The 18,139-nt window shown below is 36.5% G+C and carries 13 protein-coding genes and 1 pseudogene; 6 read left to right on the top strand and 8 right to left on the bottom strand.

The window, feature by feature from the left end; genetic code table 11:
• Positions 1-28: 28 nt before the first annotated feature.
• Together asnB and CIL05_RS22620 are read left to right on the top strand one after the other, a co-directional pair.
• Entirely contained in the window at positions 29-1,879 is a 1,851-nt protein-coding gene (gene asnB, locus CIL05_RS11230; protein WP_095655630.1) for an asparagine synthase (glutamine-hydrolyzing), read from the top strand.
• Positions 1,880-2,217: 338 nt separating this feature from the next.
• Positions 2,218-3,076: pseudogene (locus CIL05_RS22620) on the top strand (LAGLIDADG family homing endonuclease).
• A 177-nt stretch (positions 3,077-3,253) separates the two neighbouring features.
• Here the strand turns inward: CIL05_RS22620 and CIL05_RS11240 are convergent.
• Positions 3,254-4,318, bottom strand: coding sequence for a citrate/2-methylcitrate synthase (locus CIL05_RS11240; RefSeq protein ID WP_095655632.1), 1,065 nt, complete (start codon positions 4,316-4,318; stop codon positions 3,254-3,256).
• Positions 4,319-4,429: 111 nt separating this feature from the next.
• On the opposite strand from CIL05_RS11240, the gene CIL05_RS11245 reads away from it, so the two are divergent.
• The gene (locus CIL05_RS11245; protein WP_276245344.1) at positions 4,430-5,308 is read left to right on the top strand and encodes a LysR family transcriptional regulator; all 879 of its coding nucleotides are present in this window, start codon (positions 4,430-4,432) and stop codon (positions 5,306-5,308) included.
• A gap of 35 nt (positions 5,309-5,343) precedes the next feature.
• Here CIL05_RS11245 and CIL05_RS11250 read toward each other — a convergent pair whose 3' ends face one another.
• From CIL05_RS11250 to CIL05_RS11275, 6 genes are all read right to left on the bottom strand, one after another.
• A complete protein-coding gene (locus CIL05_RS11250) occupies positions 5,344-6,870 on the bottom strand; it encodes an FAD-dependent oxidoreductase (protein ID WP_095655634.1) in 1,527 nt (508 codons plus the stop codon).
• Positions 6,871-6,978: 108 nt separating this feature from the next.
• The gene (locus CIL05_RS11255) at positions 6,979-7,404 is read right to left on the bottom strand and encodes a hemerythrin domain-containing protein (protein ID WP_165769111.1); all 426 of its coding nucleotides are present in this window, start codon (positions 7,402-7,404) and stop codon (positions 6,979-6,981) included.
• Positions 7,405-7,494: 90 nt separating this feature from the next.
• On the bottom strand, positions 7,495-8,226 hold the full coding sequence (narI, locus tag CIL05_RS11260) for a respiratory nitrate reductase subunit gamma (RefSeq protein WP_095655636.1): 732 nt from the start codon (positions 8,224-8,226) through the stop codon (positions 7,495-7,497).
• Positions 8,227-8,246: 20 nt separating this feature from the next.
• The gene (gene narJ, locus CIL05_RS11265) at positions 8,247-8,780 is read right to left on the bottom strand and encodes a nitrate reductase molybdenum cofactor assembly chaperone (protein ID WP_095655637.1); all 534 of its coding nucleotides are present in this window, start codon (positions 8,778-8,780) and stop codon (positions 8,247-8,249) included.
• The gene (gene narH, locus CIL05_RS11270; protein ID WP_095655638.1) at positions 8,755-10,302 is read right to left on the bottom strand and encodes a nitrate reductase subunit beta; all 1,548 of its coding nucleotides are present in this window, start codon (positions 10,300-10,302) and stop codon (positions 8,755-8,757) included. The genes narJ and narH overlap by 26 nt, the downstream gene beginning before the upstream one ends.
• Positions 10,292-13,972, bottom strand: a complete 3,681-nt coding sequence (locus tag CIL05_RS11275) for a nitrate reductase subunit alpha (protein ID WP_095655639.1) — start codon at positions 13,970-13,972, stop codon at positions 10,292-10,294. Before CIL05_RS11275 ends, narH begins: the two co-directional genes overlap by 11 nt.
• 395 nt (positions 13,973-14,367) lie before the next feature.
• On the opposite strand from CIL05_RS11275, the gene CIL05_RS11280 reads away from it, so the two are divergent.
• Both CIL05_RS11280 and CIL05_RS11285 read left to right on the top strand, forming a co-directional pair.
• Positions 14,368-16,074, top strand: a complete 1,707-nt coding sequence (locus CIL05_RS11280; protein ID WP_095655640.1) for an IS200/IS605 family accessory protein TnpB-related protein — start codon at positions 14,368-14,370, stop codon at positions 16,072-16,074.
• 173 nt (positions 16,075-16,247) lie between these two features.
• Positions 16,248-16,517 carry an acylphosphatase gene (locus CIL05_RS11285; RefSeq protein WP_095655641.1) on the top strand — a complete coding sequence of 90 codons (270 nt, stop codon included), beginning with the start codon at positions 16,248-16,250 and terminating at the stop codon, positions 16,515-16,517.
• 32 nt (positions 16,518-16,549) lie between these two features.
• Here CIL05_RS11285 and CIL05_RS11290 read toward each other — a convergent pair whose 3' ends face one another.
• The gene (locus CIL05_RS11290) at positions 16,550-16,789 is read right to left on the bottom strand and encodes a DUF362 domain-containing protein (RefSeq protein ID WP_095655642.1); all 240 of its coding nucleotides are present in this window, start codon (positions 16,787-16,789) and stop codon (positions 16,550-16,552) included.
• Positions 16,790-16,944: 155 nt separating this feature from the next.
• Here CIL05_RS11290 and CIL05_RS11295 point away from each other — a divergent pair, with 155 nt between their 5' ends.
• Entirely contained in the window at positions 16,945-18,135 is a 1,191-nt protein-coding gene (locus tag CIL05_RS11295; RefSeq protein WP_095655643.1) for a M14 family metallopeptidase, read from the top strand.
• The last annotated feature ends 4 nt before the right edge of the window (positions 18,136-18,139 follow it).

Raw genomic sequence — 18,139 nt, forward strand, 5'->3', positions numbered from 1 at the left:
AAAAATATTGAAGAAAGGATGATGAAGCGTGTGTGGAATAACAGGATGGGTTAATTGGCATCAAGATTTGACACAACATGTATTCACCATGGAAAAAATGGCAAATACATTGTCGAGGCGAGGTCCAGATGTTTCAAATGTATGGAGTTCACGCCATGTATCGCTTGGGCATACACGTCTTATTGTTGTAGATCCCGCTGGAGGTATGCAGCCAATGGCAAAAGAAAAAAACAATCGATTATACAAGATCGTATATAATGGGGAGCTTTATAATACAAAAGAGATTCGGAAGGAGTTATTGAAAAGAGGATACACTTTTCAGTCATACTCCGATACGGAAGTGTTGCTCACTTCCTATATCGAATGGGGAGAGAAATGTGTAGAGCATTTAAATGGAATTTTTGCCTTTGCTGTTTGGGATCAATTTAAGGAACAGCTCTACATCGCAAGAGACCGTCTTGGTGTCAAACCTATTTTTTACCGTGAAGAAAGCGGATCTCTAATGTTTGGATCAGAAATTAAAGCGATACTTGCACATCCGAAAGTAAAACCAGAGATAGAACGGCAAGGAATGCAAGAAATATTTGGATTGGGTCCATCCCGGACTCCTGGACATGGTGTGTTTCGTGGTATCAAGGAACTCCGCCCTGCACATGCATTAACTTATAATCGAAACGGCTTGAAGCTGTGGCGTTATTGGAATGTAGAAAGCAGAGATCACCATCATTCACTGGATGAAACAGTAGAACATGTATCATTTCTAGTAAAAGATGCGATAGAACGCCAGTTAGTTGCGGATGTTCCGGTTTGTACATTTTTATCAGGAGGAGTTGACTCTAGTGCGATTAGTGCCATTGCAGCTGATTATTTTAAGCAGGAAGAACGTGGTGCTCTCCAAACATATTCGATTGATTATGAGCAAAATAATCAATATTTTAAAGCCAATGCTTTTCAGCCAGATGAGGACGCACCATGGATAAGGAACATGCAACAATATTTGGGATCGAATCATCATGCAGCGATCATAAAAAATGCACAGCTCGCAAATCTTTTGGATGAAGCAGTATTGATGCGTGATTTGCCAGGAATGGCGGACGTTGACTCATCACTATTTTGGTTTTGTGAACAAATTAAACATAAATATACTGTTGCACTGTCAGGAGAATGTGCAGATGAGATCTTCGGTGGGTATCCATGGTTCTATAAAGAGGAAATTCTGAATAAGGGGGGATTTCCATGGATGAGGTCACAAGGGGAACGCCAGCAACTATTACTTCCTCATTGGCAAAAGAAGCTCAATTTAAAAGAATATGTGAGAGATCGCTACAATGAAACAATTGCTGAGGTCCCACAATTAGAAGGTGAAACTCCACTAGAAGCACGCCGCCGGGAAATGTTTTATATAAATATGATTTGGTTTATGACCACATTATTGGAGAGAAAAGATCGTATGAGTATGGGGGCGAGCCTAGAAGTACGAGTGCCATTTGCTGATCATCGCCTCGTTGAATATGCATGGAACATACCTTGGGAAATGAAAATGCTGAATGGTCGTGAGAAGGGAATATTACGAAAGGCATTAGAAGGAGTACTTCCACATGATGTTCTTTATCGAAAAAAAAGCCCGTACCCGAAGACACATCACCCACAATATATGAAACTAGTGAAAAATAAGTTAAACAGGATCATCGACGATAAATCATCACCGATACTTGAAATAATTTCAAAGCAAAAAGTAAAAGAAATCATCGATTCAAACGGATCCTCTTTTAAAGCTCCTTGGTATGGTCAGCTTATGACAGGCCCACAGCTAATCGCCCACCTAGCTCAAATTAATATGTGGTTTGAACATTACAATGTTAATATTATAGATAACTAAAAGTGTACTGGGGCTCCAAGGCAGCTTCCTAAATCTTATCAGATGACGAGTTTCATTATCGAATTCTAACTTTTTCAGAAGAAGAAAGCCTTGAAGCCTATCTCCAATCCTTGCAAGAATGGCTTATATTTTACTTAAAAGAAATCAAATTTCCGACTTACTTCAGAAAATTTTATCTGGGGTATATGATATCGGATTAATATACCCACTATTATTTAGTATAAAGTAATGCTATAATACGAACAAAACATTCGTTCGGTTATAAAGAGGGTGGGGAAGATGCATAAAAGTGTTAATAGAATACGTAAAAGAAAATTAAGTACGTAAGAGATTATTAATTGTATAAGGAAGGGGAAAGTACGGCTGATATTGGTAAACGGGCAAATGTTTCTGCATGGTATGTTAACCAGTTATTAAAAGAAAATAATGTTGAAAGAAGACCAAGAGGAAGTTGGAAACGCATATATCAGCTAAATGAGCATTATTTTAAAACGTGGTCAAATAACATGTCATATATATTAGGTTTCTTCATTGCGGATGGTACAGTAGCACGGGACAGTCAATTCATTAGTATTTCTCAAAAGGAAAAATACATTCTAGAAAATATTAAAAAGGAAATGGATTCTAATCAGCCTTTATATCAAAATAAAAAGACACGTGTCTACATTCTACCATTAAACAACAAAATCATGAAAGAAGATATCATTAATATTCATGGGATTATTCCGAACAAGTCGAGTTCTGCTAAATTTCCAAACGTTCCTGAAGAATATATGAGTCATTTTGTGAGAGGGTATTTTGATGGTGATGGCTATATTAATTATGAAAAATACACTCTTACATTTGTAGGCGATTCAAAGGCATTCATGGATTCTTTAATGGAAATACTTAGCAGCAAAGGGTTAAAAACTTAATTCGTAACACAAAACAATCACTATCGGGTCCATATAAGAGGCAGAAAAACAATAAAATTATTTTCAAATTGGATCTACAATGATGCAGACAAAGATCTTTATGTAAAGAGAAAGTATAATCGAGTTCAAAAAAGAAAAAATAGAACTTGATAATTTATCTGATAGAAAACATACTTCAACAAGTGCGGCTGTCGCAAAGCGCAAAATAAATTTTTTATGGATTAAAGCAGATGAATTATTTCGATATAATTTCACACAATTATCCAATATAGAGAAAGGGTGAAGTGTTATCACTTTATTTTTTTAGTATTTCGAGTTACCATAATAATTATTATAGGAAGCTATAAAAAACACGTAAATCTCGTCTCAATATAAAAGTATACTCTTGATAGTGAGATAAAATAAAAAAACACTGCAAATAATCAAACTAATATTTACAGTGCTTAATGTATAAACTTTGCTAATCACCAATATATGTTGCATTTGGTCTAAAAATCGTATTGTTATTAGCTTGTTCCATTGAATGTGCGCACCAGCCAACAATTCGACTCGAACTGAATATTGCTGTAAATATTTCTGGATCCAGTTCTAATGATTTCATAATTGCTGCTGCATAATATTCTACATTTGTATATAGATTTTGTTCCGGTTTGTATTCATTTAATAGTTTTATTGTTACTTTTTCGGTTTCTAATGCCAATTTAATCCATTCCGGTAAATGTTCTGATTGAATTATTTTCTTCTTTAATGCAATTGCACGTGGATCAACTGTTTTATAAACCCTGTGGCCAAATCCCATAATCCGTTCTTTATTTTTAAGTTTCTTGTGAATTATTTCACTTATGTTATCTGTTGTATTAATTTCATCAAGTAAATCTATTACTCCAGATGGTGCTCCGCCATGCAACGGGCCTTTCATTGTTCCGATTGCACTGGTGATTGCTGAGATCAGATCACTTTCTGTTGATATTGTGACCCTGGCAGCAAAAGTCGATGCATTCAACCCATGTTCCATCGTCATAATTAAATATGCTTCCAGTATTTTAACATCTGATTTATTCACTTTATCAGAAAGCATATACATGAAATTTTCTACATGATTTAGTGCAGGATCAGGTTTGATAATTGGTAAGTCTTTCATTTTTCGATAGCGATAAGCAATTATTGTTGGTATTATTGCAATCAGTTGGGTTGCGTTATCCTCCATAAGTTTCTTTGTTGTTAGCGATGAAACCGTCGTACGTAATACATCCATCATTGTTTGCCCAGAAGGAATACTATCAAGGATCTCCCTAACATATGCAGGTAATTCTCTATTATCATTTAATTTTTCTTTAAATATTTGTAATTCTTCAGTTGATGGGAAATTACCATATAGTAAGAAATAGGCTGCATCCTCATAGGTGTTATCTTCTACGATTGATTGTATTGGGTTTCCTCTGTATGTTAAAACGCCTTGCGCACCATCAATGTGACATAATTTAGTTTCTACTGCGGTAATTCCCTTTAGACCTGGCTGATACATATTAATCTCCCCTTCCCTCATCTTAATTAAAGTATAATTGATATAAACAATTATTAAAATTCAATATTATTTAGTATAATGATAAGTAATATTTATTAATGAGGTGAGGATATCGAAACTCGAGTATTAAAAACCTTTATAATGGCTGCAGAGTATGAAAATTTTAGAATAGTAGCTGAAAAACTTTTTGTTTCACAACCTGCTATTACATTTCAAATTAAGCAATTGGAAAAAGAACTTGGAGTAAAGTTATTTAGTAAAATTGGCAGAAATATTTATCTTACTGAGTTTGGAAGGTTATTCTATCAAGAGGCAAAACAAATGATATCCCAATATGATAAAAGTATTGAGACTGTAAACCAATATAAACAGGGCTATAATAAAACAATACGTATTGCTATTTCACCAATGTATGCAGATACAATATTACCAAGCATATTACATAAATATACGAAACACTTTCCTGATGTTGAATTATCTATTCAAGTGCTGGAATCTGCCGAAATTTCTCCGTTAATAAAAAATGGGGAATTTGATATAGGATTATCCTGTCTTCCAGGTTTAACAAATGTAAAAACGGTTAAGTTCCATACAGAACCTGTTAGCCTTGTATGCAAACATGATGGCTATGATGCAGAATCCGGACCAATTATTGATGCGTTGGAGCTCCTGGAAAATAATATCGTGTTTTCTGATAATCATCCAGCTTATTGGGATTCACTCAAAGAACTGTTGAAATACAAATTACCTTCATTAAAATTCATGAAAGTTAATCAGACTTATGCTACGAAGCGGTTTGTTTTAGAAGGAATTGGTGTTAGCTTTTTACCAAAATCAATTATTAACCGGGAACTTTTGGAAGGACGATTAATGGAGGTTTCTGTTCCTTTTATTGAAATTCCGACAGCCAGTATGTACATTATTTATAAATTTGAACATCAATTGGAAAGCGATTTTGTTTCATTTATTTCAAATTATCATTATAGTTAAAATTTCAAATAAAAAACAACCTCAGTGGTTGTTTTTTATTTGTTTTCAACTTTTTTTAGTGGTCTTTTAGCAGGGCCTTCAACTACTTCGCCAGTATAATTAAATCTTGAACCATGACATGGACAATCCCATGTTCTCTCACCTGAATTCCACTCGACCTCACATCCCAAATGTGTGCAGGTTGTATCAACCATGTGAATTTTATTATCCTGATCTTTATATACACCTGTCCTGTTACCATTAATACGGGTAACTGTCGCATCATCAGCTGAAAGCTCATCAATGCTGTTTTTCGTATATTCAAGTTTACCTTTAACCATATGTTTTGCTACATCAGCATTAATTCGGGCAAACTTTCTGATGGAAGGATCGGCTTGGAATCTGGCCGGTGAAAATAATTCTTGATATGGATTGTCTCTTTCCAGTATCCTGTCACTAAGGATTTTTGCTGCAATTGTTCCATTTGTCATTCCCCACTTGCGAAATCCTGTTGCAACCAATATAGCATCTTCTGATTTTGTTGCAGGGCCGATATATGGCAGCTTATCAAGGGTTGTTAGATCCTGTGCTGACCAACGATAAACAAAATCACTTATACCAATATGTTTTTTGGTAAATTCCTGTAGCTCATTGTAATGAATCATTGTTGACTTTCCTTGTCCTGTTTTATGATTCTCTCCAACAATTAACCATAGTTCTTCCTTATCTAGATTTGCTGCTCTTATCGATCGAGTCGGTTCTTCGGCGTTTATATACATGCCACCAGGGAACTTTTTTTCGGACTTGACTGCAATAATATAGGATCTTTCTGCATACATTCGTGAAAAATAAAAACTTTCTTTATCATAAAAGGGAAAATGTGATGCAGAAATTACATATCTGCATGTAACACGATGGCCATCTCGTGTTACGATGCTTGGATGCTTATTATACTCGATGTCGACTGCAGTTGTTTGTTCAAAAAATTGTGCCCCTTGTTTTACACTTTCCTCAGCTAATACTTTTAAATATTTTAATGGATGAAACTGTGCCTGGTCTTTCATAATCAATGCTGATTTTATAGGTATATTTAATGGTGTTTTATCTGTAAATTCGTTCTCGATTTTAAGCTGGTCATAAGCTTTTTTTTCATTTTCTAATTTGGTGATATAAGACTCTGAATTTGTATAAAGAATTGCATCTTCCTTTTTATATTCACAATCAATCTTAAGACTATCTACTGTTTGTTCAATGAGTTCTTTTGCTTCCTCAGCAGCATTATAATAGTTTAAAGCCTTTTCCGGTCCGAAATGCTGGATTAATTCATCATAGATTAACCCATGCTGTGCTGTTATTTTTGCTGTAGTATGTCCGGTTGTTCCATTTAAAATTACGCCTGCATCCAATAATACAACTTTCAAATTTTGTTTTGCCAATAAATATGCTGCAGTTATACCGGTGATTCCTCCACCTATTATGCCAACATCAGCTTTAATAGATTCATCAAGCTTTGGAAACTCTGGTATTGATACAGAATCCCTCCAATAAGGTTTAGGAAATTGTGGCATTTGAAGATCGGTCATATGTGATCACTCCTTACGTACTTAGATAATTTTATTATTGACTTAGAAATTAAAATTATGTATAAAAAAGACCCTATCACTATATTGATCGTGATAGGGCCATTATTATTACTCTGTAAATAAATTATCTTCTTCACCTTTATTATGAATTTCTTTAATAACTAATAAGGCATGAAATTGATTGACTATTTCTTTCGTAACCATTTTCTTTTCTTCCAATTGTTCTTTTATATTACCTACAATTTTACGGAATAAATCATGATCCCTTGAAAGCATATGTACTTCTTTTGTTATTTCAGGACGTTTTTCCAATAATTCCTTGTAAAATCCTTCATCTTCTGTGTCAGCATGTGCAATAACTCGTGTTTCCCAGTATTCGACCAATGCATTTGCTGCTTTTAAACAGTCTTCTTTGCGATCATCATAAAATAATCTGTCGGTTACATCTGTAATATCCCTTGCTTCAGCATAAGCTCCTTCATGTATGGATCGATGTGATCTTAACTGCCTGAGTGCCGGCCCTGTAATCGCCATAGATATTCCCCCAATATCAATTCTTTTAGTATATAGCTTACAATGAAGCCCCCACATCCATAAAATAAATGCGGGGACATTTTAAAGCAATTAATTAATTTCCTTTTTTTCTGCTACCTTTGTTTTATGGTATGGTTTGATGTTTCGATATACAACATAATTTCTATTTAAATATTTTAAAGGTAAACTAAATACGTGAACCAATCTTGTGAAAGGCCAAATAGCAAATAGGACAAAGGCAAGGGAAACATGCAGTTTAAACCCAATAGGTGCCTGAGCCATCGCTAAAACCATACCTTCTGATGGTCGTAATGTTAAAATTTCTCTTAACCATGGGCCAATTGTTACCCTATAATCAAATGATCCACCTGTTGCTGTATACCCTGCCGTATTTGTGAAACCAACCAGAACAACGATACCAAGCATGATTAGCGCAACATAATCACTAACAGAACTGTTTTTAACAATTCTCTTAACTGCTACCCGTCGTAAAAAGAGAAAGAATCCTCCTATTACTACTGCTAATCCTGCTAAACCGCCAAACCAAATAGCGCCAAAATGGTACATATCATCGGTTATACCAATTGTATCAAACCATAATTTAGGTATGAGCAGTCCTCCAACATGGCCAAAAAACACAAAGATTATTCCCCAATGAAATACAGTGCTCCCAAATCTCAATCTTTTTTGTTCAAGAAATTGACTTGATTTCGCAGTCCAGCCAAACTGGTCCGTATTATATCTATAAATATGTCCCAGTATAAAGATGGTTAATGAAATATAGGGAAATATAATCCAGAGAAATATATCAAGGTTTGTCATGAAGCCCCAACCCTTTCAATTTAAGATACTTTTGCGTTTCTCATCATTTCATTTGAAATTTCAATTGTAGCCTTTAGTAGAAAATGATAGTCGCTATCATTTTCTACTAAATCCTGATCCAATTTTAATATTGATTTTGCATGTAATTTCAACATTCTTTGTACATACTTATCTTCAGCTGCTGACAAAAACTCCAAAATCATTGGTAAATAATCTGGAAGCTCTTCTGTCTCGGTTTCCAGGTTGGAATCTGTGACAAGCTGGCGTAATTTCACCAAAGCCTCTCCACGTTCCCGCGAATCCTTAAATACATTATAAGTTAGATATAATGTTGTGATGCCATGAAAGTCGAATGTTTTTACATACCTTTCACACAGCTGATCAAATGGTGTAGATTCCAGATAATACATAAATGATGTTAGATAAGCATTTGCAGTTGGGTTTTCGATTGTTGCAATTTCACTTTTTATCTCAGGCAGAAAGTCATACCATTCTTTTTGTGGATATTGTAAAAAAATGGATGTTATTTTATACACCTTTTGGTGAGCTTTCATCTAATTCCCTCCAAAATCCACTTTCATAGTATTCCAATGGATCAGCTTCTTGTCCCCCACCCATACAGCTGCGGCATGCTTCCATAAATTCAAAACCAGCATTACCTTGGTGTGAAAACATATCACCTGAATCCTCACGGTGTGATTTAGGGATAACATAACGATCTTCATATTTTGCAATTGCAGAAAGCTGATACATTTCCTCTGCTACCTCTTCCGTCATGCCGGCAGCCTCTAGAATGGAATGATCAAACGGCTTATTAAGCTGAACCGCACGCATATATGTACGCATAGCAACAAGCTTCCGAAGTACCTTTTTAATCACACCGGTATCGCCCGCTGTAAATAAACTTGCCAAATAATCAATCGGGATCCGGAATTGGTTGATCGTTGGAAATATAACATCAGGGCTTAATGAATCAACCTGTCCACCTAAAGCATTCATAAAAGGACTTAGTGGTGGAATATACCATACCATTGGCATTGTTCTGTATTCAGGATGTAAGGGTAAAGCAATTTTCTGTTCAACAGCTAATTTATAAACCGGTGACTTTTGTGCAGCTTCTATCCAGTCCTCAGGAATTCCTTGTTTAACTGCTTCTTTTTGTATAACAGGGTCGAAAGGGTCTAAGAATGTACCTAATTGAGCCTCATATAAATCTTTTTCATCTTCAACCGATGCAGCTTCAAGCACTTTATCAGCATCGTATAACACAATACCAATATAACGTAGGCGACCAACACAGGTTTCAGAACAAATAGTAGGTTGACCATTTTCAATTCTTGGGAAACAAAACGTACATTTTTCCGCTTTATTTGTTTTCCAGTTAAAGTAAACCTTTTTATATGGGCAGCCTGTCATACAAAAACGCCAGCTGCGACAGGAATCCTGATCTACCAGTACAATACCATCCTCTTCTCTTTTATACATTGCCCCGGAAGGACAAGATGATACACAGGATGGATTTTGACAATGTTCACAAATACGCGGTAAATACATCATAAATGTTTCTTCAAATTCAAATTTGATTTGTTCATCCAAATTACGCATATTGGGATCATTTTTTCCCGTTTCATGAGCACCTGCCAGGTCATCCTCCCAGTTGGGTCCCCATGTAATATCCATATATTCCCCGGTTAATTGGGACTTTGGACGTGCTACAGGCTGATGATCTTTTTCAGGACTATTTACTAAATTTTCATAGTCATATGTCCAAGGCTCATAGTAGTCATCAATTTCTACTAAATCTTTATTATAGAAAATGTTGATAAGTTTGCTGAACTTTCCACCGGCTTTTAATTCCAGTTTTCCATTTTTTAAGTGCCATCCACCTTTTTTCTCGTCATTATTTTCCCATTCTTTCGGATAGCCTACACCAGGTTTAGTTTCCACATTATTCCAATACATATACTCAGTTCCGGGGCGGTTTGTCCAAGTATTGCTACAAGTTACACTACATGTATGACAGCCGATACATTTGTCAAGATTCATCACCATTCCAAATTGTGCTTTAATCTTCAAGCCAATCCACCTCTTCCCTTTCCATTTTTCGAATAATTACTTGTTCATCACGCTGATTTCCTGTTGGTCCATAATAATTAAAGCCATAGCTGAGCTGTGCATATCCTCCAATCATTTGTGTTGGTTTTATATGAATACGTGTTGGACTATTAAATGTCCCGCCACGTGTTTTCGTAATTTTTGATCCAGGAACATTTATTAATCGATCCTGCACATGATACATATAAACAATTCCGCTTGGTATTCTGTGACTCACAACGGCTCTTGCTACGACAACGCCATTACGATTGTACATTTCTATCCAATCATTATCTTTAATATGAACTGATTCTGCATCATCATTGTTTAACCATACATGCGGTCCACCTCTGAATAATGTCAGCATCGGCAGTGTGTCACCATATGTTGAGTGATACGACCACTTAAAGTGTGGTGTTAAATAACGCAATGTTATTTCATTTTCAACTGTGTCCGGTTTTCTGTCCCCACTTTGAAATGTCAGCTTCTGAAGTGGAGGCTTGAATGTAGGTAACTCTTCACCAAACTCAAGCATCACATCATGATCAAGATAAAAGGATTGTCTTCCTGTCAAAGTTCTAAATGGGATCATGCGTTCAATATTTGTTGTGAAATTTTTATAACGTCTGTTTCCGGTTGCTGATCCGCTAAAGACCGGTGAGGACAGTACTTGTCTTGGCTGTGTTGTTATATCATTAAATGAAAGTCTTTCCTCAGATCGTTCAATAACCAGATCTGTCAGGTTTTCTTGTCCGGATTTATTTTCCAGAGCCTTCCAGGCCTTCATTGCCAATGATCCGTTTGTTGTACTTGATAACGTTAAAATTGATTCGGCAGCCTGTCTGTCTGTATCCAGGCTTGGTAATCCTTTAATATGTTTGGTCCGTTTATTTGTCCCCGATAGTTTTTTCAGTAGATCATATTCTTCCTCAGCATTCCATGATATTCCCTTGGCGCCAATTTGACCACGTGCTTTATCGCCCAGGGAAATGAACTTTTCATAGACTTTTGTAAATTCCCGTTCGACTACCTGGATTTTAGGGAAGTTAACTCCTGGTACAGGTTCGAATTCACCATATTTCCAGTCTGGAATTGTTCCATATGCCTGTTGAATTTCATCCTTTGTATCATGTAATAGTGGTGATGTGACAACATCCTTAATAGGATCCGGGAAATAGGTTTCAGCCATCTCAGAAAACTTCTTAGCTAACGATTTAAATGCATTCCAGTCAGATCTTGATTCCCATGGTGTTGATATTGCCGGATTAAAAGGATGAACAAATGGATGCATATCCGTACTTGATAAATCATGTTTTTCATACCATGTTGCTGCAGGTAAAACTATATCCGAATATAAACCGGTTCCACTCATACGGAAATCATAATTTATAAGTAAATCCAGTTTCCCTTCAGGTACTTCCTCAATCCATTTGATCTCATTTGTGTTCTTTTCTTCTTCCTGTTCACTCAATGTTCCTTCATGGGTTCCGAGTAAATGTTTTAAGAAGTATTCATGCCCTTTCGCTGAACTTCCAATAAGATTGGCACGCCATACAAATAGAAGTTTTGGAAAGTTATTTGGATCCCCAGGATTATCAATAGCAAACTCCATATCACCCGATTTTATCTGTTCAACAATAGATTGAACAACCTCTTCGTTTGATTTATCTCCAACTAATTTTGTAGAGTTTTTATCAAACTGTGGGTAAGATGGCAACCACCCCAGCCTTGCTGCAAGTGAATTATAATCTCCTAAATGCTCATAGCGGCCTTTTTTGGTTAATGGTGATATTAATTGATCTACCTTTTGGTCATCATATCGCCATTGTTCAGTTGCAAAATAGAAAAAGGATGTCCCGGCATGAAGTCGTGCAGGTATGCCCCAATCTTTAGCCATAGCGACAGTTTGGAAACCTTCAAGAGGTCTAACTTTTTCCTGTCCTACATAATGAGCCCAACCACCACCATTTACTCCTTCACAGCCTGTTAACAGAACCATATTTAAAATGGCCCGGTAAATCATATCAGAGTGGTACCAATGATTAATTCCGGATCCCATTATAATCATAGAACGCCCATTGGAATCAATTGCATTTTGCGCAAACTCTCTGGCAATCTGTGCAACATCTCCAGCAGGTACTCCACTTAGCTTTTCCTGCCAGGCTGGAGTGAATGGTGCATTTTCATCCTCATAAGTGATTTTATCCTCACCAGGCAAATCTCTGGTTACACCACAATTCGCCAGCATTAAATCAAATACTGTGGTTATATATTGCTCTTTTCCATCAATTGTGAGTTTTTTAACTGGAACTTTACGCTTGTATATCTTACGTTCAGCAGCCATAAACTCCGGAAAACTTACATCAACCACTTCATCAGAGTGATCAATTAGCGATAAAACCGGGTCTATCTCACCAAGCTGGTTGTCGGTGTCACGTAAATGCAAATTCCAGGTTTTATTATCTTCCCATCGATGACCAATGGTTCCATCAGGTACAGCATAGGATCCGGTGTTTTCATCAAATACTACTGTTTTCCAATCGGCATTTGATATTTCCATACCAAGTTTCTCGGCGCGTAGAAATTTCCCTGATCGTAAATTCTCTCCATCCTGATCCAGGGTGATTAAGAATGGAAGATCCGTATATTTCTTAACATAATCATTGAAATAAGGTGTTTCCTGATCAACATAATATTCCTTTAAAATTACATGTGTCATTGCCATTCCCAGTGCTGCATCCATCCCTGCTTGTACTGGCAGCCAGTTGTCTGCAAATTTCACGTATTCCGCGTAATCAGGTGCAACTGCAACAACTTTTGTTCCTTTATACCTGGCTTCTACCATAAAATGCGAATCCGGTGTACGAGTTTGTGGCAGATTTGATCCCCAAACTAATAGATAACTTGAATTATACCAATCCGAACTTTCCGGAACGTCCGTTTGCTCTCCCCAAACTTGTGGAGATGCCGGTGGTAAATCTGCATACCAATCGTAAAAACTTAAAAGTGAACCACCTATCAGATTTAAAAATCGTGCTCCACTTGAGTAACTAACCATTGACATGGCAGGAATCGGCGAAAAACCAAAAATTCTGTCAGGTCCTTCTTTTTGGATAGTGTGAATAATGGATGAAGAAATAAGTGTATTAATTTCCTCCCATGTTGTTCGAACAAAGCCACCTTTACCGCGGGCTGATTTGTAACGCTGTGATTTTACTGGATCTTCTGCAATACTTTTCCATGCTTTTACAGGGTCCCTTTGTTCGGCCAATGCTGCTGACCAAATTTTCAATAATGATGATCGAATGTAAGGATAACGCACTCGATGCGGACTATACGTATACCAGGAAAAGCTTGCACCCCTCGGACAGCCTCTCGGTTCATATTCTGGCATATCGGGTCCAGTGGAAGGGTAATCTGTCTGTTGTGTTTCCCATGCAATAATTCCGTCTTTGACATGGACCTTCCAGCTGCACGAACCTGTACAGTTAACACCATGAGTTGTCCGAACAACCTTATCATGCTGCCATCTGCTCCGATATACTTTTTCTGTTTTACGATCCTGTGGTGATCGTTCGTATTGATCATTTAGTTTTTCTGATTTACCAAAATAAGATAATCTTTTCCATAAAGGGGTAGATGGTTTTTTCATTTGGCACCTCCAGTAATTCAGCTTAATTACTATAATTTTGAAAATATATATTATTTTTAGGATAACATGTATAATTATGTACCACAAACAATTTATGGAAAAATTAGAATTGGTGTGATATTTATCACACCCTGCTTAAAAACATCATAATTTAAGGTTTACTATTCAAAGCATGTCCAATTTTAGGGATTTTATCATCTTAAGAAGACCCCTTCCTCAGGGAATGAGTCAACAGCTGAAGAATCGCAAAGGGGATGAATCGCTCCTCCAACGGAGACAATTTTTCCAGGCCATTACACTTCACCAATTCTAATTGTACCAATTGCAAGTTCGCTCTTGACTAGAACGTATATTCCGGTATAATGGAACTAAATAATTAAGAAGGGGCATGCGGAATGAGTACAAAAACCTATTTCTCCAATCGAATCTATAAACATACGCTTCCGAATGAATTTGTCATTACTATTTCAAATGCTCTCTCCGCTTTTAACCGGGCCAAACATTTTGTATTCAACTCCCTTGTCAAAGAAAAAAGATCTGGCAAGCAAAAGCGTGACAAATCACTCCATCTTATTACAAAAGAAAAATTCCAATTAGATGACTACTACGCAAATAGTGCCGTCCAAGCCGCAAATGCTCAAATGAAAAGCTTAGACGAATTGAAAAAACTTTACATAGGAAACAAAAAAGCACAAATCAAAGCCACCAAAAAGAAGCTTAAAAAAGACCGCTCCAGACTCACCGCCATAAGAAAAATCAAAACATCCTTCACCAAAGACAATCCTAACTTTCCAAAGCGTGCAAAAGAACAAAAAATAGGCAACTATTATGCTGTATGTTTCAAGAAACAAACAGATATCTATTATCACGCATATGAATTTGAACATAACTACCTTGATCCAAATATTAAAGAATTAAAAACTAGAATCGGCTTTTTGACTTCCAAGTTGAATAGATTGGAAGAAGAACTAAAACAGTTGGAAACTGGCGTACCAAGTGCCGTATTTGGGTCGAAAAAATTGTTTAAATCACAATATACGAAAGAACACTACTTTAATGACCATGAAACTTGGCAAAAAAATTGGAAACATGCCCGGCATAATAAAATGGTTATTTCAGGTCGGAAAGATGCCTCTGCAGGGAATTTTGTTTTCAACTATGATATAGAAGATAAAAAGCTACATTTTAAAACACCAGATAGAAGCTTCGTCTATGTTGAAGATGTGCTATTTCCCTATGGGCAAGATCAAATTGAGTCCGCTATTAAAACACAAATGAATTCTAAGGATAAAAAGAAACATGGCGAACCGTTTGCCTGGGCTGTGGAGGACTATGGTGATTACTATATTTTTAAGTGTATGATCGATGTAGAATCGGGGACACAAGTAAGCTACTCCAAGTCAGAAGGGGTTATTGGTGTTGATTGTAATGTCGATCACTTTGCTATCGCACAAATTAATGCAAAAGGGCAGCTGCTTTCATCTCATGTGATGCCAATTGATATTCAGAACAAAAAATCAGGTCAAATCACAAAAATTATGGAAGCAGAGGCAATTGGAATCGTGAATATTGCTTTAAAAGTGAACAAACCGATTGCATTGGAAAAGCTAAATACAACCATTTCGAAGGTATCCAATCCATACGGAAACAAAAAAGCGAATCGCAAAATGTCTATGTTTGCTTATAAAAAAATGATAACCGCCATCAAGGTTAGAGCAGAAAAAATGGGGGTAGCTGTTTTTGATGTGAACCCTGCCTATACAAGCCAAATCGGTAAAATAAAATATATGAAACGACTTGGAATTTCGATTCATGAAGCAGCAAGTTTCGTCATTGCCAGAAGAGCATTAGGATTTAAAGAAAAACTTCCACCAGTGTTGCGTGCACTATTACCGGAGAAGATAATAGGTGCGCATCACTGGGTGCAGTGGAGGTTTGTTTCCAAACACCTGAAAGGAATCCGCACACATACATTTTACCTTTCAGAGTTTTTTGACGCAGATAAGTTTCGCCAGACTGGTGAACTCTTTGTTCCAGGGGCTTTGACAGACTTGGAACAAAAAAGATTATCGAAATTGAAAAGCAGGAAATCCGTCCCTTAGTTGAACAGGAACGGTCATGCAGCGATGTATGTCTGATGATTTCAGAACCCCCCACTTCAAGAAAAGTGATTTTCTTTTATAAGTGGCGGGTAGTTCAATGTAAGAATATGGTTTTTTATAATAGAATAAGGGATATATAATATAATAAAGCAATTACAAGAGGTGATTTTCAAATGAATAAACATTTAACAATCAGTGGTCGGGTACAAGGTGTGGGATTTAGATATACTGCACAGATGAAAGCTAAAGAACACCATCTGGTCGGATGGGTACGCAATAAAATGGATGGTACAGTTGAAATGGAGGTTGAAGGAACAAAACAGCAGCTGGATTCCTTTTTAAATGAGTTAAAATCAGGCCTGAATCGATTCATTCAAGTAGAAAATATTGAGGAATTTATTTCAGATGAGGACAAAGGATATAATAATTTTTCAATAAAATAAAGCCGCTGACCTGTTGGGTGAGCGGCTGCTTTTTAGTTCTCTTCGAAAAACTTACGATTTAAAGCGATATATTCATTTTCTTCCTCTGGTACTTCGTCTTCCATATATATTGCTTCAACAGGACACACAGCTTCACATGCCCCACAATCAATACAGATATCCGGATCTATATAGAACATATCTTTTCCTTCTTCTATACAATCAACAGGACAAACTTCTACACATTCCCCTGATTTTTCATCTTTACAAGGTGATGTAATCACAAAAGCCAAGGTAAATCCCCTCCTTCAAAATTCGTACAATAAATATTCGATTATCTTTGCTTTATTCACTGCTATTATAACGCATTTAAGCAAAAAAATAAAAGGTTCATCTTTTTATATTTTAATCATATTATTTATTATCGTAACTTAAGGGAGAGAATATGATGGAAATTTTTGTTCGTTCCGGAGATACTTTTTGGTATTACAGTCAATTGTTTGGTATACCAATGATATTAATTGAAAGATCAAATCCTCAAATAGCGGCAAATCAACTGATGGTTGGTCAGCAAGTTCAAATACCAGGGTATGTATTAAGTGGATATACAATTAAAGAAAATGATTCCCTATGGTCGATAGCCATCAATAATAATATCTCAATCGCCAGTTTATTATTGGTGAATCCGATGATTTCTGCAACCAATCTGCAAATCGGACAGGAAATATCAATTCCTCAGCAGATACGGGAGTTAATTGTTACAGATGTCAATAATTACACATATGAAAAAATGCTCGCGGATATCCAGCAATTGCTAGCTGTTTATCCATTTATATTCAGGCAAACTATTGGCAGTTCTGTCATGGGTAAAGAATTAATAGAGTTACAAATAGGTACGGGAGAAAAACAAGTTCATCTAAATGGATCCTTTCATGCAAATGAATGGATTACAACACCGGTTATTATGAGTTTTATCAATGAATATGCGCTTTCGTTAACGAATAATACACCAATTAGAGGTATATTTATGCTTCCTTTGTATATGGATACACTATTATCGATCGTACCAATGGTCAATCCGGATGGGGTGGATCTTGTATTAAAAGGATCCTCGGCAGCCGGCGAGCATCAGAATGAGGTATTGGCTATAAATAATCAGAACGAAGACTTTTCCAATTGGAAAGCAAATATAAATGGAGTGGACTTAAATAATCAATATCCTGCACTATGGGAAGTCGAGGCAGCACGAAAACCAACAACTCCACAGCCAAGAGACTATCCCGGTCCACACCCCCTGTCAGAGCCAGAGTCAATTGCCATGGCAGAATTAGCCAATTCAAGAGATTTTTTACGTGTAAATGCATTTCATACACAGGGTGAAGTAATATATTGGGGGTTTGAAGGTCTTGAACCACCTGTCTCAGAAGTAATTGTAAATGAATATGCCAGGGTTAGCGGTTACTTACCCGTACAATATATTGACAGCTTTGCCGGCTATAAAGATTGGTTCATTCAGGAATTCAGGAGACCTGGATTCACTATCGAACTGGGAACCGGAATTAATCCATTACCAATTGGACAATTTCCTGAAATCTATCAGGAAAGTCTGGGAATTATGCTGGCGAATTTATATTTATAAATAT

This window comes from Virgibacillus profundi, from assembly GCF_002287375.1.
Taxonomy (GTDB): domain Bacteria; phylum Bacillota; class Bacilli; order Bacillales; family Amphibacillaceae; genus Virgibacillus_K; species Virgibacillus_K profundi.